Annotated in this window: 18 protein-coding genes and 1 pseudogene; 9 read left to right on the plus strand and 10 right to left on the minus strand. The window is 30.6% G+C overall.

What is annotated here, in order from left to right; translation table 11 throughout:
- The first annotated feature begins 1 nt into the window (after window position 1).
- The 3 genes from V7S76_RS09745 (at window position 2) to V7S76_RS09755 (ending at window position 4,334) form a co-directional block, all read left to right on the plus strand.
- A complete protein-coding gene (locus V7S76_RS09745) occupies window positions 2–256 on the plus strand; it encodes a hypothetical protein (protein ID WP_459509911.1) in 255 nt (84 codons plus the stop codon).
- A gap of 51 nt (window positions 257–307) precedes the next feature.
- On the plus strand, window positions 308–1,207 hold the full coding sequence (locus tag V7S76_RS09750) for a 3'-5' exonuclease (protein WP_459509912.1): 900 nt from the start codon (window positions 308–310) through the stop codon (window positions 1,205–1,207).
- Window positions 1,208–1,643: 436 nt separating this feature from the next.
- The gene (locus tag V7S76_RS09755; protein WP_459509913.1) at window positions 1,644–4,334 is read left to right on the plus strand and encodes a UvrD-helicase domain-containing protein; all 2,691 of its coding nucleotides are present in this window, start codon (window positions 1,644–1,646) and stop codon (window positions 4,332–4,334) included.
- 339 nt (window positions 4,335–4,673) lie between these two features.
- On the opposite strand, the gene V7S76_RS09760 is transcribed toward V7S76_RS09755, so the two are convergent.
- The 3 genes from V7S76_RS09760 to V7S76_RS09770 all read right to left on the minus strand — a co-directional run bounded on the left by V7S76_RS09760 (window position 4,674) and on the right by V7S76_RS09770 (window position 7,468).
- A complete protein-coding gene (locus V7S76_RS09760) occupies window positions 4,674–4,997 on the minus strand; it encodes a hypothetical protein (protein WP_459509914.1) in 324 nt (107 codons plus the stop codon).
- Window positions 4,998–5,057: 60 nt separating this feature from the next.
- On the minus strand, window positions 5,058–6,446 hold the full coding sequence (locus tag V7S76_RS09765) for a KAP family P-loop NTPase fold protein (RefSeq protein ID WP_459509915.1): 1,389 nt from the start codon (window positions 6,444–6,446) through the stop codon (window positions 5,058–5,060).
- A gap of 815 nt (window positions 6,447–7,261) precedes the next feature.
- Entirely contained in the window at window positions 7,262–7,468 is a 207-nt protein-coding gene (locus V7S76_RS09770; RefSeq protein ID WP_459509916.1) for a hypothetical protein, read from the minus strand.
- 218 nt (window positions 7,469–7,686) lie between these two features.
- Between V7S76_RS09770 and V7S76_RS09775 the strand changes: the two genes are divergently transcribed.
- The 5 genes and pseudogenes from V7S76_RS09775 to V7S76_RS09795 form a co-directional block, all read left to right on the plus strand.
- Window positions 7,687–8,064, plus strand: coding sequence for a hypothetical protein (locus V7S76_RS09775; RefSeq protein ID WP_459509917.1), 378 nt, complete (start codon window positions 7,687–7,689; stop codon window positions 8,062–8,064).
- 61 nt (window positions 8,065–8,125) lie between these two features.
- Window positions 8,126–8,977, plus strand: coding sequence for an AAA family ATPase (locus V7S76_RS09780; protein ID WP_459509918.1), 852 nt, complete (start codon window positions 8,126–8,128; stop codon window positions 8,975–8,977).
- The gene (locus V7S76_RS09785; protein WP_459509919.1) at window positions 8,970–9,932 is read left to right on the plus strand and encodes a DUF3871 family protein; all 963 of its coding nucleotides are present in this window, start codon (window positions 8,970–8,972) and stop codon (window positions 9,930–9,932) included. The genes V7S76_RS09780 and V7S76_RS09785 overlap by 8 nt, the downstream gene beginning before the upstream one ends.
- Before the next feature lie 5 nt (window positions 9,933–9,937).
- Window positions 9,938–10,195, plus strand: coding sequence for a hypothetical protein (locus V7S76_RS09790; protein ID WP_459509920.1), 258 nt, complete (start codon window positions 9,938–9,940; stop codon window positions 10,193–10,195).
- A 46-nt stretch (window positions 10,196–10,241) separates the two neighbouring features.
- Window positions 10,242–10,502 (plus strand): annotated as a pseudogene (locus tag V7S76_RS09795) (transposase); the annotation flags it as partial.
- 23 nt (window positions 10,503–10,525) lie between these two features.
- Here V7S76_RS09795 and V7S76_RS09800 read toward each other — a convergent pair.
- From V7S76_RS09800 to V7S76_RS09825, 6 genes are all read right to left on the minus strand, one after another.
- A complete protein-coding gene (locus tag V7S76_RS09800) occupies window positions 10,526–10,759 on the minus strand; it encodes a PqqD family protein (protein WP_459509921.1) in 234 nt (77 codons plus the stop codon).
- A gap of 46 nt (window positions 10,760–10,805) precedes the next feature.
- A complete protein-coding gene (locus V7S76_RS09805; protein WP_459509922.1) occupies window positions 10,806–11,633 on the minus strand; it encodes a sulfotransferase domain-containing protein in 828 nt (275 codons plus the stop codon).
- The gene (locus tag V7S76_RS09810; protein WP_459509923.1) at window positions 11,617–11,775 is read right to left on the minus strand and encodes a hypothetical protein; all 159 of its coding nucleotides are present in this window, start codon (window positions 11,773–11,775) and stop codon (window positions 11,617–11,619) included. The genes V7S76_RS09805 and V7S76_RS09810 overlap by 17 nt, the downstream gene beginning before the upstream one ends.
- 28 nt (window positions 11,776–11,803) lie before the next feature.
- Window positions 11,804–12,025 carry a hypothetical protein gene (locus tag V7S76_RS09815; RefSeq protein ID WP_459509924.1) on the minus strand — a complete coding sequence of 74 codons (222 nt, stop codon included), beginning with the start codon at window positions 12,023–12,025 and terminating at the stop codon, window positions 11,804–11,806.
- Between the two features lie 282 nt (window positions 12,026–12,307).
- Window positions 12,308–12,544 (minus strand): hypothetical protein, encoded by a 237-nt coding sequence (locus V7S76_RS09820; protein ID WP_459509925.1) that lies wholly within the window; start codon window positions 12,542–12,544, stop codon window positions 12,308–12,310.
- Window positions 12,545–12,586: 42 nt separating this feature from the next.
- Entirely contained in the window at window positions 12,587–12,742 is a 156-nt protein-coding gene (locus V7S76_RS09825; RefSeq protein WP_459509926.1) for a hypothetical protein, read from the minus strand.
- Between the two features lie 313 nt (window positions 12,743–13,055).
- Between V7S76_RS09825 and V7S76_RS09830 the strand changes: the two genes are divergently transcribed.
- Window positions 13,056–13,535 carry a hypothetical protein gene (locus tag V7S76_RS09830; RefSeq protein ID WP_459509927.1) on the plus strand — a complete coding sequence of 160 codons (480 nt, stop codon included), beginning with the start codon at window positions 13,056–13,058 and terminating at the stop codon, window positions 13,533–13,535.
- A gap of 627 nt (window positions 13,536–14,162) precedes the next feature.
- On the opposite strand, the gene V7S76_RS09835 is transcribed toward V7S76_RS09830, so the two are convergent.
- Window positions 14,163–15,017, minus strand: a complete 855-nt coding sequence (locus V7S76_RS09835; protein WP_459509928.1) for a DUF6734 family protein — start codon at window positions 15,015–15,017, stop codon at window positions 14,163–14,165.
- Between the last annotated feature and the right edge of the window lie 52 nt (window positions 15,018–15,069).

Here is a 15,069-nt window from a genome sequence, read left to right on the forward strand (position 1 = left end):
CATGAACGAAGATGAAGAAGATGAGGGTTATTATTCTCACACGCATAATTTTAGCGCATTAGATTATAGAACAACTACAGAACCTACTGCCGAAGAAATCGAAGAAAAGCGTAAAATTAGTGAAGCGGCCGAAAAAATAGCTAAGTATGAGATGTTGTATGATGGGATGTATAAATTAATGTTAGCTGCTGCTTTAAGAAATGAAAATTTAGATGAAACATACGAAGACCTGAAACTTTGGATGACGTTTATGTGAAAAATTAAATTTATGGTTATTGAATAACTTTTTTATTAAAAGTATAAAAAAATGTACCTATTTATTGATACGGAAACAACCGGGTTACCAGATTATAAAATTAATAATTTCTCTAATGTTCGACTTGTCCAAATTGCTTGGATTCTTTATGACAAAAGTCATAAACTAGTGGAGAAGAGAGACTTTATCATTCGTCCGATAGGATATGAAATAACTCAAGAATCATTTAATATTCATAATATTAGCAATAAATTAGCTTTAGATGCAGGAAAAGATATTAACAAAGTCTTAATTGAGTTAAAGAAAATTATTTCTAACACTACTTACATTATCGCTCATAACGTAGAGTTTGATTTAAATGTTCTTAAAAATGAATTTTCCAAGAACAACATTTATATTGATCTACACAATAAAAATTTCATTTGTACAATGACAAAATCCTCAGATTTTGTTGGTATTTATAATTCAAATGGCTTAAAATGGCCTAAACTTTCAGAGTTATATTTTAAAATTTTCAGTAAAGAATTTGATGAATCCCATAATGCAGTAAAAGATATTGAGGCCACTGCTAAATGTTTTTGGTATTTACTAGAAAATAAAATAATTGATATTTCTAAAAACTCTGATAAAAACTTAAACTATTCACCCAAAAAAATAGAAGTAAATAACAACTTAAATTTTATAAATTCATCTAAAAATCATTGTAATATGGAGAATAAAGAATTAGCAATTAGGTTAAAGACATATTGTGAATCATTAAAGGATGCGGACTCCATTTCAAAAAAACAAATGGAAAAACTATTTAATATGGTCGATGAATTAGTTGAAATATTATATTCCGAACTTGATGATGACGATGATGATAATTTCCCTGAGACCATTAAAGTGAATCAAAAAGTCAAAATAAAACCATTTATTTCTTCTTATGAAGAAGATGATTTACCATTTTAGGAATTTATTTACTATTCTATATAATTTATATTTAGGAATTTGTGAAAAACCCGAATTGAAAAAGAAAATTTTTTAATTTTCCTACAAGCTTCACCTAAGTACGGCCAGTAAGATTAGAGTTAATAACAAAAGCTTGTTAAATTTAAATATCATAAAAAAAAGAATATTTGAAATCATATAAGCACAAAAAATACTGAAGCTAACTTACATGCTTATAATTATTCAAAAAATAATGCCGATATTTTATCCAAAAATTAACTATTAAACTAAAATACAAAGACGAAAGTGGGACTACTTATCATACTTTTATAATTGAGAAAAAGATGAAAATAAGCTATTCATATGTTGAATTAGCAATTTGGAATAGAATAATCTTTATTTATGCTGACCCAGTTATGAAATAAGTTATTTTCTACTAAAAAAAATATAATTAAAGGTGACCATTATTAAAATCAACTCATTAATTTTTATTTCTTCTATCATTTTTGTTTTTATTAGCTATTTTCTAATTCAACAAAAAAAGAAGGCTAATCTAAGAAAATTATGGCAAGAAAGATTGGAAAAGGAAAGACTGGAACGAGAACGCCTTCGTTTAGAAGCTGAGGAAGCAAAACGTTTAAAAGACAAGAGAATTATTGAAAATCTATTTCCCGAGGTTATCATTGCAAATAAATCATTTTCTAATTATACACTCTACAAATCTGGCTACTTCAATAACAACAAATTAGTATTCTGGAAACAATCCATTAGTGATTTACGTAAAAAGCTCAATAAGTATAATTTAGAATCACTAGGGCTAGACATTTCAATTATAACAGAAATAAATCAACTGAACAGGTTCTATGAGAACTGTGAATCAATTCGAAAAAAGTATAATAAAGATTTTATTGAATATGAGTTAAACGAAAACGATGCTCTTTTTGCAAACATTGAGGGTCAGTCATTAGACGTTCAACAACGAACAGCAATAGTTAAAGATGAAGATCACAATTTAGTAATTGCTGGTGCGGGTAGTGGTAAAACAACAACTGTAGCAGGTAAAGTTACTTATGTAATTGAGCGTTTCAATACAAATCCAGAAGATATATTACTCATTACATTTACCAAAAAGGCAAGTGATGAAATGAAAGATCGTATAAAGGAGAAAATGAATATTGACATTGAAGTCAATACATTTCACTCATTTGGAAGAAAAGTCATTGGTGAGGTTACACAAAACATGCCCTCTGTAATTGAAGAAACGCAATCTTACAAAGAATTGAAAAATATCTTCGCTTCTTTATTCAAAGATTATAAGTATGCCAACAATGTAATAAGATTCATTACTGAATTCCGAATAGAAACTAAGGATGTAAATGATTTTAAAAGTCACGGTGAATACATCAACTATCTTAAAGATAACAATATTCGAACATATAAGATGTCAGAAGTTGTTATCAATGGCAAAAAAACCATAATGAGGGATTATTGTAAAAGTTTGGAAGAGGTACAAATTGCGAATTATTTATTTCTTAACAGCGTAAACTACAAGTATGAAGATCCATACAAATATAAGACCGCAGACAGTGTTTATGCTCAATATAAACCTGACTTTTATTTACCTGACTATGATATCTATATTGAACATTTTGGGCTAATAGACAGAAATAATAATGTACCACATTGGTTCTCAAGTTCAAACGGTCAATCCGCAAAAGAAAAATACAATGGTGACATTGCGTGGAAACGTGAAACCCACACCAAACATGAAACAACACTCATTGAAACGTTCTCCTACGAAAATAAGGAAGGTATTTTATTAGAAAATCTAAAAGAAAAATTAGAAAATCAAGGAGTTGTTTTTAAGCAAAGAACAAGTGAAGAAATTTGGAAAATTTTAAATTCAACTGCAAAAGAAGAAGTTAGTGCTTTAGACACTTTAATCAGCACATTCTTAAACCTCTTCAAGTCTAACAACTATATCATTAAAAATATTACTGATCAAATTTCATCTTATACAGATGAGAAGATTAAAGCACGATATTACCTATTCTTAGAGATATTTACTCCTGTATTAATCAAATATAATGAATTCCTAAAATCAAAAAATCTAATTGATTTTAGTGATATGATAAATGATGCCACAGCATTCATCGCATCAAACAAATTCAAAAACAAGTTTAAATATATTATTATTGACGAGTTTCAAGACACTTCTATTGGTCGATTTAATTTGATTAATGCTTTACTAAAGAATAATAAAACTTGCAGATTATTTGCGGTTGGGGATGATTGGCAAAGCATTTATCGTTTTGCTGGAAGTGATATTTCTCTTTTTACTCAATTTGAAAAACACTTTGGAGTCACAGAGTTTTCGAAAATTGAAACAACATACAGGTTTGGAAAAAGTATGATAGATATTAGTAGTAAATTCATTTTAACCAATCCTAATCAAACAGTTAAAAAATTAAAATCGATTAAGGATGACAATATTAGCCCAATCGAAATAATACATAGTAACAGTTTTCGAAACGATGACCCATTTCCATTAATTGATGCTTTAAATCAAATTGATATAGAAAATTTTGATAACGATAAGAATCTAACGATTTTAGCATTATCTCGATACAATTTTGTAATAGAGCTTTACAAAGAAAGATCTGATTTATTTTCTGTTTACAAGGATCAAAATGATAACAGTTATACCATCGTATATTTAGAATTACCCCATCTTGAAATTAAATTTCTTTCAGTTCATCGGGCTAAAGGATTACAAGGAGATTATGTTATTTTGTTAAATTGTGTCTCAGGCCAATTTGGCTTCCCATCGGAACAATCGGATGACCCAATATTAAATTTATTACTATCAAAATCTGATCAATTCACAAATGGAGAAGAAAGACGATTGTTCTATGTAGCTCTAACCCGTTCAAAAAGGAAAACATTTATTACTACGAATATAAGCTATAAATCAAAATTCATTAACGAAATTGACCCAAATTATATTGAAGATCCAATTAGTAAATGCCCAATATGTAAATTGGGAGATAGGATAAAAAGAGAAGGTATAAGCAAAACAGGTAGACCTTATATTAAATATTCTTGTTCAAACTGGAAATTCGGTTGCGACTATTTGGCTTGGGGATAATTTAATATAAAATTAGAAAAGTCCCTACGTAAAGAAAGAAGAAACTGATAATCATGCACATTTAAGGGATCATCAAATATCTCCCATATTTTATCTACCAATGCCTCCCTGATTTCAATATCTAGTGCAAAACGCCTGAGCCTAGGAATGACGTTGCTAATAAAATTAATATCCAAAATTTAAAAAGTTAATAAGGTAAAAATAGAGATAAAATTTACAGTGGAAAAATTTCATTATCCTAAGATTTTTTTTCTTTTTGTTTAGGTAAGTTTTCCAAATAATCGTTCATTGAAAGTAGAAATGATATTCGTGAATTTACATAAATGAAAATTCTAAAACTCATCTTTTTCGTTTTTTTGATTTTAGTCTTACATTTCTCTTAAGTGAGAAAAAATATAAATTTTGTAATTCAACACCATCAATAACAATCTTGTCTTTCAGAATTTCAAAAACCTTTGATTTTGACATTCTTAACTTAAACGTTACCCTACGTATTTCATTTTGAATACTCTCTTTGGTGAAATTTTTATCTATTCCCTGAAAAGGCCTTATGATTTGAGATTTACTACCTAATATTTTAACTTCCTCTAATTTAAGAGTTTTATCATTTTCTCCCCAAAAAGGCTTTAATAAAGATCGACTTGAATTAATATCATATTTCATATTAAAAAGCTTAGTGATTTTAATCTATTAGATTATGGTTTAATATCCGAAGTTATATTTTCAATTAAGGTTCTTTAAATTCTCATTTAAATTAATTTTAAATATTATTTCTTTTAAATTGATTGAAATCAAATTTCTATTCTTATAATTTTCATATAAAGTTATAAAGTCAAAATTTGATTTTTCAAATGATATGGTCAAAATTTCATTTGAGTCAAATAATTTAAATTCGTTATTATTTTCTTTATAATAATTAAAATAAGAAATAATAAATTGAAAATATAGAGCCCTTAAATGTACACCATCATTCTCCTTTTTTAATTTCATATAGTCATTTTCAAATTCATCAATTAAACCTTGAACTGTGTATTGTAGGTTATAAATTTTATCAAATATGAAAGGTTTTATATTTTTCAAATAAACAAGCCAAAATATTAATGAGGGATAACAGTAGTGGCATTTATTCATTTGGCCAATAACTAAACTAGAATGAAAATACAATTTATCAATTAGTCGTAAATTAAGGTGATAATCCTTACAAATATAAAAAGCTATCTTCATGAAAATACCTTCATCACCTTCAAATATTGGATAATTTTTACGTTCAGAGTTGATAAAAAATTCATTGAGTTTATAATGAAAAAAAAGAAATTGAGTGTAAGGTTCAATATTGGGTGATGGCAAGGTATATTCAAGATCAATAAACCTTCTAAGGTATTCATTTGAATTAATACTCTCCGATCCATAGTAACCTTTAATAGAATTACATAATTGATTCTTATCTATAGCCAAAACAAATACGATACCAGGTATATTAAAGAAATGTTTAATCTTTTCGAGTACTTGCACCGCATAATCTGGCCGACATCTATCTAATTCGTCTACAAAAAAAACTAAAGGTTTTTTGTCGATTCTTTTAGAAATAGCAATTGATAACTTGTTTTTAAATTCTTTAATTGAATCTTTTCTTTTGGAGTAATCATCAATTTGATTTAATAGGAATTCAGAAGACTTTTCAGTAATTAATTTAAATAACTCATTAGCAGGACCTTCAGAAATAATTTTAGATAATACACCTTTAAGAAAGATAGGTAAAGCTTTGGCAGAAATTTTTCCAGCAGCCAAAATAATATTTTGAAAATCACTATCGTTTAACCCTAGAGTTTTAAAAGCCGCTAAAATTGCAACCATGGGATCAACCTCGAGATCATTTTCCCATGAATTAAAATAGACAGTTTGATATTCTGCGTTTTTCAAATTTTGTTCCCACATTTTGATAAATGTAGTTTTTCCTCCTCCCCATTCATTATCTATTGCCAATACAAATCCATCGCAATGCATTTGAATAATTTGAGTAAGGTTGTCGGCATATAATTTCCGATTAAGCCTACAATTTTTAAAATTATAGTGAGAATCGTCAACTGAAATACTATTATTGGATAAAGACATGTTATTAGTGATTTTAAGTATTTACAAAATTATCGAAAAAACTATGTATAAATATAAAATTGAAAAATATTAAAATTATTTAGTGACAAAATTACTTTAAAAGATCAGAAGATGAATTCAAATTGAGTCTTATACTTTTAAACAAAATATTGTAAAAACTATAAAATTCAACAACTTTTAAGATAACATTTTAACATATACATTATCACTATTTCAATATTCTCAAAGCTGATAGAATGAATAAAAAACATAAAATAAGTCGGTATTATAAAAATCGCTAATTCCTTAAATATTGATAATTTATATTTTAGCACCTCAAAAAGTGCATTTAAATTAACCATAAAGGCTTTAAATTTTTTAAGTAGGTAACTATACTATGAAAAATCTTCCTTTAATTTGCATTGCAACTAAAGAATATTTTATATAATCCTATTATAAATAGCAATCCAGTATATTTAATTATTTCAATATTTAAAATACCAAAAAGTGGTGTACAAAGTGGTGTATAAAGTGGTGTACAAAAACCAAAAAACAAGTAAAATTTGAGTGATTCATAAAGTATAAACAATTGGCTATCAGCAACTTAAACAATATATCATTTTTGAGTCTACTCCCTTGTAATCAGTAGGTCATTGGTTCGATCCCGATAGGAGGCTCTTGATAATTAACCCGTTACGATGTAAAAATTGTAACGGGTTTTTTATTTGCACCCAGAGAATATTTAACCCTATTTAATATTTTCTCTTTAAGTTAAATAATTCTGAATAAATCCTCAAAACTCCTCCCTATTTTTATCATTATTAGATCAACATTTTTTATTGACCAGGCTTATGAATATGAGGTTTTAGTTCTGGAAACTTAGGTTTATTTTCAGGAGTGACCCTTCTCCTTTCGTCAGGTTTGCCATTGGGCTTCATTGGTTTAGGCCCTGGTTTAATTGCATGAATTTGCATCATAATATAAATAATTAAAATTGAAAACAAATGAGTGTAAAGCTCATTAGAGTACACACGTAACTCCATTATAATTAACAATTTAAACTACCAAATAATTCCTCCCATATACGGAATAAATAGCTATAAATTCAAATGATTTTTTTTGGGTAAAATTTTTCATTTGCATTACGCTTTCTGAAGGGTGCCACCTTTTAAAGACCCCTACTCAGTTCGGGGCGGGAACACCCCCCTCTATTTCAATATCATAGAAATAGATTTCATCCAATATCCAAAACAAAATTATTATGGTAACAGTATCAAACTTCTTCGAAATGAAGAATGAAGAAGGGGAATCCTTCGTATCACTTGAATTGAGTGGTGATCTAGAAATGGTCCAAAGTCAAACGACAGGACTCTTCTATGCTACTTCTAGACGTTGTAGAATCAATAGCACCTTCAACGTGGAATTAGCAAAAACGATGGTTGGCAAAACACTTTCAGGTAATCTTGCTAAAATTCAGTGTGAAGAGTATGATTATACAATTCAAGACACAGGCGAAATTGTAAGGCTCGGACATCGATATGTCTATATGCCTGAAGGAGCATTTCCAGATGCATACTTAAATGTAAATGAAACTCCTCAAGCAGAAAAAAAGAAGAGCATTTCATTACTAAATCGTTAAATCTTTAAGGTGTGGGTTAATTCCTACACCTTTTTCGTTTACACCTAAATTATTTAACAAAATGGAATTACAAACAGCAAAACGAAAGAAAGCCAAGATTAAGTTGGCAATTACAGGTGCTTCTGGAAGTGGTAAGACCTATTCATCTTTACTACTTGCACACGGGCTTGCCATGGATTGGGAGAAAGTTGTAGTTATTGATACAGAGAATCATTCAAGTCATTTATATGCCCATCTTGGTGCTTATAAAGTCCTCAATTTGGATGCTCCATATACACCTGAGAGCTACATTGATACAATAGACTTTGTAGTATCTCAGGGAATGGAAGTTGTTATCATTGACAGCCTTAGCCATGAATGGGAATGCTTGCTAGATTATCACAGCAACCTAACAGGTAATAGCTTTGCCAATTGGGCGAAGGTAACGCCGAGGCATCAAGCATTGGTTCAGAAGATGCTTCAAGCTCCTGTACATATAATTGCTACCATGAGAAGTAAGAGTGATTATGTACTCTCTGACAAGAATGGCAAAATGGTTCCTGAAAAGGTAGGACTTAAAGCCATTCAGCGTGATGGGTTAGATTATGAATTTACCCTCGTATTTGATATTGATATCAAACATTTAGCTACAGCTACTAAAGATCGGACAGGATTGTTCTCTTCCAAACCTGAGTTTAAGATAACCTCGTATACAGGTCAACAAATAAGTCAATGGTGCATGGAAGACCTTACACCAAGGATTGAGTATGTTAAGGATAGAATTCAACAAACTAACAGTACGATAGAACTGCTTGGCTTGTACAATCAATATCCTGAGTTTAGAGATCTTCTGCTTCCTTATTTTGAGAAGCGTAAACAAGAGATTCGTTCCCATTTTATAACAAAAAAAGTTAATCCAATAGAAAATGTCTAATCAAATTGATTATTTAGAGGAAGTGGAGATAGTTTCCAGTTCTTCTGCTTTTATAGAAGCGAATACCATTGAAGTTAGCCTTCAAGAAATAGAGCGTCATCATATAGTTCCGAGCTACACAAAGGACTACGAACCCTTTATTTCTGTGGGTGATTTTGTCAACCGTACAAAAGATGTGCTTCATCATTACCTTGATGGTGAAACAATCCTTGCACCCGCTATTCGTGTTTCTCATCCTATCAAAGGAAGAGTTCCTGAAGCCAGGTTTAAACCTACTTCTGAACTACTAGAAAATGAGAAGACCGTTTACTATGAACGAACCATGTTTCTCTTTGAAATACCTTCAATTACAAGCTCAATAGATGGTCAGCCTATGAATCTTATTGTTGGGGGTATTAAAGCCTACAACGAGGATAAAATCAACGGTAAGAAAGGAAGCCTAGAAAGCTTCAAGCTCTTTATTGGATTTCAGGTAAAGGTGTGCAGTAACCTTGCTGTTTGGACAGATGGTGCTGTAGTGAATGTGAAGGTTAGATCCATTGGAGAATTGATGGATCACACGATGCAAATGCTCAATCAATATCATCCAAAAAGACAAATACAAGCCATGGAATCATTACTAAATTATAGCCTTACAGAGAGCCAATTGGCACCAATCATAGGAAGAGCAAGGCTTTACAATTACTTACCGATACAAGAGAGAAAAGGCATCTCCGATCTGTTGTTTACTGACTCTCAAATCAATGCGGTAGCAAAAGATTACTACCAAGATGAAAGCTTCTGTAGAGGGCAGAATGGAGAAATATCTCTCTGGCGATTGTACAACTTACTGACTGGAGCAAACAAATCAAGTTACATTGATCAATTTGCATCACGGGCGCTCAATGCCTCAAATTTTGTGCAACAGCTACAAAACTCGCTTGATGAAGGAACTAGTAACTGGTTCTTAAACTAGAATTGATGAAGAGAAAACAGAATGTCGAATATCTTCATCCCAATGTCTTATTACTAGTAAATTCCAAAGGTATCTTGATTGAACTGTTTACGCCGATCAGAGCACAGGTCACTTCGCAAGTTGGCAAGTTAGCAGAAGGTACACATGTGTACATTGATGCCATCATGCAATCCAAGGAACATAAGATATTGTATTATGTCATGGGAAATTGGCTTCCCTATCATCATTTTAAAGTAGGTAAATATGTAAGTGTCCCTAAATAACAGACAGTTTAGAATTGAAGAAAAAACCTTTAATTTTAAATTGCATATGAAGAAGACCCGATTTACAGAAACGCAGATTGTTTCGATTTTGAACCAGCAGGAAAGCGGCCGAAGTGTCCGTGACATCTGCCGAGAACACGCCATCGCCGAAGGCACTTTCTATAAGTGGAAGAACAAGTATGGCGGAATGGTTGTCAGTGATGTCAAGCGATTAAAAGAGCTTGAGGAGGAGAATTTCAGACTTAAGCGGATGTTTGATGATTTAAGCTTAGATCATTCGGTTTTAAAGGATATAATATCAAAAAAAGGCTGGGGCATAAACCCTTTTTCTTAAAGGGTTTTTAAGGCTATCTCAACTGATTTTTGGCAAGCTGTTTCATCAATTTCAAATTCTAGCAACAAATTTTCAATTATTTGTTCCTTGGTCATTTGATTTTGGAGCCCTAATACAATTTTAGTTAAGGTTTCGTTTGTGCTAAAATATTCATTTGTTTCTACATGAAATAAAACTCCGTCCTCACCTAATTGTGTAAATAATACTTTTTCTGGATTTATGATATGCATAAGCTTTTATGATTTATTGCCAATATCCAAAATGTTTCATCATTTCTTAATTAACTATTTTAATTGATTCTATTTGTTCTTCAGTTAAAAGCGATTTTCCATAATTGATTTCCCCTTTGTTAAAAAAGAATTTAGTCTTACTACTTTTTTCTTTGAATCCATTTTGTTCTTCTTGTTTTCTGAGGTTTTCAAATGAGGTTATCATCAAAGCCTGCCGTATTTGTTCATCTGAATAATCTAATTCCATGAATTTAACTGCATTTTTAAAGGATTCAAAAGAATTTAATTTCATATCCTCATAGCGCAGAAAAAGAACGGGAAATTTAGGGTGGATAAGCCAACTTTTCACATGTTCATTCCAAGTTCCTAGATGTTGATAAAATTGATTTGCCGCTTCACTTATTTTCTTTTTAAGATTGATAAAACAAGCCTCTGACCGATTTATAAATTCAACAGTTTGTTCAATGGAATCACCTGAATGGTTGGCGAGCGAAGGTACAACATCAAATGGGTTTCTTACAAAATAGATGGCTTTATATGTAGCTTCTTCAGGAATGAGTGGCTGATTTTCATTATTTGACAAAAAGTCAAAAGCATCATGAATTTTGACAAATTGCTTATTTTTTGCTTGTAAAGAAATATGAGTCCAAGCCAATCGTTGATATTTTTGAATTTCTTCAGGGTACAGTACATCAGAATCAACATCTAATATGTTTTCAAAATGTTCTTTGCCTGAAAATATACCATCTGTTTTTAGGTCGTTTATATTAAAAACACTTTCATCTGTTTTTAATGCCGTTAAAAATGATCTAAACCATGTATTTCCCGATTTTGGATACGAAGCTAGCCAAATGATTTTATTTACGGATTCCATTCAATTTATAAATAATTTCCTTTTCAATGCTCGATGAAAATTCATCAAAAGTATCCTTCGATTTAGGCCTATTTGCTAAATAGGCTGGAACGCATTGACTGATGGTAGAAATCAATTGGAATTGTGGGATCTGTTTTTTCATTCCTGCAATCCATTGTTTTCGATAAATATTATGCCCTAAATGTAAAAAAACATCCTTCGTTTTTAGACTTTCGATTTTTTAATTCATCTGTTTGGTTATTCAAAAATACTAAGGCGGCAACCTCCATTTTTTTGTAGGTAAACTGATCATTAATTGAAATGCCAAATTTTGACATACCCGGCCTTAATTCATACCCATCCGCTACATTGAATTGCTCACTTTGCTCAATTGTATTTTGCCATGATCGCATGATGGGATAGGAAGGAGTAGCGTAGCATTTGCCATTAATTACTTCTAAGAGGACTGTGTCATCTGAAAAAATGGGATAGCCTAATTTATCTAAAAATAAAGCGGTTGTCGATTTTCCGGTTCTAGATGGTGCGGGAAACAGAATTACTTGTGTATCATTAATTTTAACACCAGAGGCATGAAATGGAATAAGATTTCGCTGATATAAAATAGCAGCTAGGACATTCGAATAAAAGAATAAAAGGATTTCTGTTAAATTTTCTGAAATAGGTTCAATGCAGATTTAATTTCCATTCCGAATGTAGTAGTTAGCAATATTTGGAATCCGGTAAAGGAATTCATTTTCATTAAATGTAGAGAAAGGTTTTTCTTGATTAGAGGCAATCTCTAGCTTTTCAGGTGTTTTACCATAAGAAACATGGATTGAATCTAAATTGAATTTAGGTGCTTCTAAAGTTGGAATCCCAGGAAATTCAATTTCTGAAATAATATGCTGGGAATAAAATTCATAATCGAACATAGAATTTCATAATATTTAAATGATAAGTAATAGTGGAATGTTTTATGAGGTTACAGAATTGGTATCTTCCAATGGCCTTGGGTTAATACCAGAATTTAGAATTAGTGTCGTTAGTTTTGGCTCTTGCCACGATTTCTTTTGAATTTGAAATTCTTCATTTTTAGTTACTTCAGTTGAATTTTTCAGTTGATTTTTCATGAAATTAAAAAAAGATAAATGTGATTACTAATGAAAAGTTTCCAAAAATCAAATATAGTTGAATAAATTATAGTTACAAAAAGAAAAATGTAGATTTGGTTTAAAGTTTTTTTCAAATACCTATATGTATCATTTTTTTGCAAAATTTTCCGCCAATTCACTAGGTACAGTTCAATCAAAAAGGGTAAATAAATATTTCCATAATTTATCTCAAAAAGAAGTTTTCTAATTTAATAATAAAGAATTCCATGCGAAAATTTGGTCACATAAATCATGGGGATCGCCGAATCATATACGTTTTCAACGAGGCCATTTGACATTTATAGAATCGGCTCGATTGGATAACTTGGATGAATTAATATTGGATTTAGGAGATGGAAGGGTTCAGGAAGCTTCTGAAATTATCTTAGCTCTGTTTGAAAAATATCAAGAGGAATGTTTAGAAAGATTATCAGGAGATTTTGGATTTCTTATATATGATGCTGAAAAAAACATGGTGTGGTGCGTAAAAGATCAATTAGGAGTTCGTCCCCTATTTTACCTTCAAAATGAAGATTTCATTTTATTTTCTTCCTCTTTAGCAGCCATTCGCGCCTATGTTGGTCTTGAGAACTTAAGCATCAATAAAAAATACGTTGCTAAGGAATTGAAGAATTATCCGGTTGATGTGGAAGAAACTTTTTTCAATGAAATTCATCGCCTAAAACCCGCTCATTATGCTAAAATAGGTCTTGGAAATTCTCCAATTCAGGAAATAAGGTATTGGACTTTTAAGCCAATGGTGAACTGCTAAGATTTTCCATTGTTATTTAATTGTGAAATTGTTTTAACTAAAATACCAATAAAATAAAATTTAGAAAACATATTTTATGTGAAAACATGTGCGAAAAATTAATCTTGACTTCTTTATGCTGAATATCCTTAAATTATGACAAAATGGGGCTTGACATATCAATTTTTCTGATTACTTTCTTCAATCTTTCGCCCTCAGGTTTATACTCAGATCGGTGAAGGCTAATTATTCTTTTTTAGGACATATAAATGAATTTGCGGTAATCCGACGAAAGAAAAGAAATAAATGATGAGTTATGAATTATGAGTTATGAATTTTTAAAAACGCTCATAATTCATACTTCATAATTAAATTGATTCGTCTTGGATTAACTGGTAGAAAATAAGTTTTTTTGTTTCTTTTTTTCTAAAAAAAGAAATGCCTTAAAAAATGAATTAGCCAATAAATTGCATTGTCAGGTAATAGGTATTAGTGTTTAGATATTAGTGATTAGGGATTAGTGTTTTTAGTATTTTTTGTTATTAGTTATTAGTTATTAGTTTTGTCTTGTCCTGAAATAGGCTGACTAATTATTTTACTAACAACTAATAATTAATCACTAATACCTAAACTATTACCTATTACCTTTTACCTATTACCTATTACAAAAATACGCTCAAACTGCTCAGACCAAAGGTCTTTTAGTTCTTGGTGCATCGAAGCAAGGGATGCTGAATTTTGCTTAAAATTACCCATTAAATGCACGTAAGGTCGTTTGATATCACCATTTGTGAAACTTGTGATGTGGTCATACGCTACCTTAAATGAAGGTTTTATCAGCGTCCGAATGTCAATTTCTTTATTCTTAATCGCTTCGTACAAAATATGCTGCTCCAAAAACAAATAGAAAAAATAAAGTTCCTCTGCATGTTGTTCCAACAAAACACTATTCTCCTCCAACATATTTTTGGCCAACACATAAAAATCTTTAAAAAACGCCAGATTCTTCCCTCCTACAATCCCAACATTTAATGCTACAGCAGGATGTTTCGCTTCCAAAATATAATTGGGTAATTTCAATCCCAATTGAACCGATTTTGTTCTCATATCCGTGTAAACAGGATGATTGATTTCCAAATTTTGTGCAAATATGTCCGAATCTAAGTACTCCTCCGACGGCTTTTCAAATAGAAAAAAATCCGTATCAATATGTACAAAAGGCTCTTTCTGAATGGCATACGCATACAATTTATGAATACTCCAAACAAAATCGCTTAACTCAGTTTCCTCATGCTCAATCATTTGAATTTTATCAAATTTCAATCCCAACTCCTCAGTCATAAACCTCTTCCCATATTCATTACAAACCAAATGAACTCGATTAAAATGCTTCTTCAAAAGAAAATAACTAAGCGAACAACTTACCATTAAATTCTGCTTATTCCCCCAAAACTGCCAACTCGTATCCCCCTCTTTTAACCAAAATGTTTGTACTCCGACCATTTTTTTCTTATTTTCATTCATTAAAACACATCTTGTCAAAAATAGACAAGAA

Source organism: Aquirufa sp. ROCK2-A2 (genome assembly GCF_054558485.1).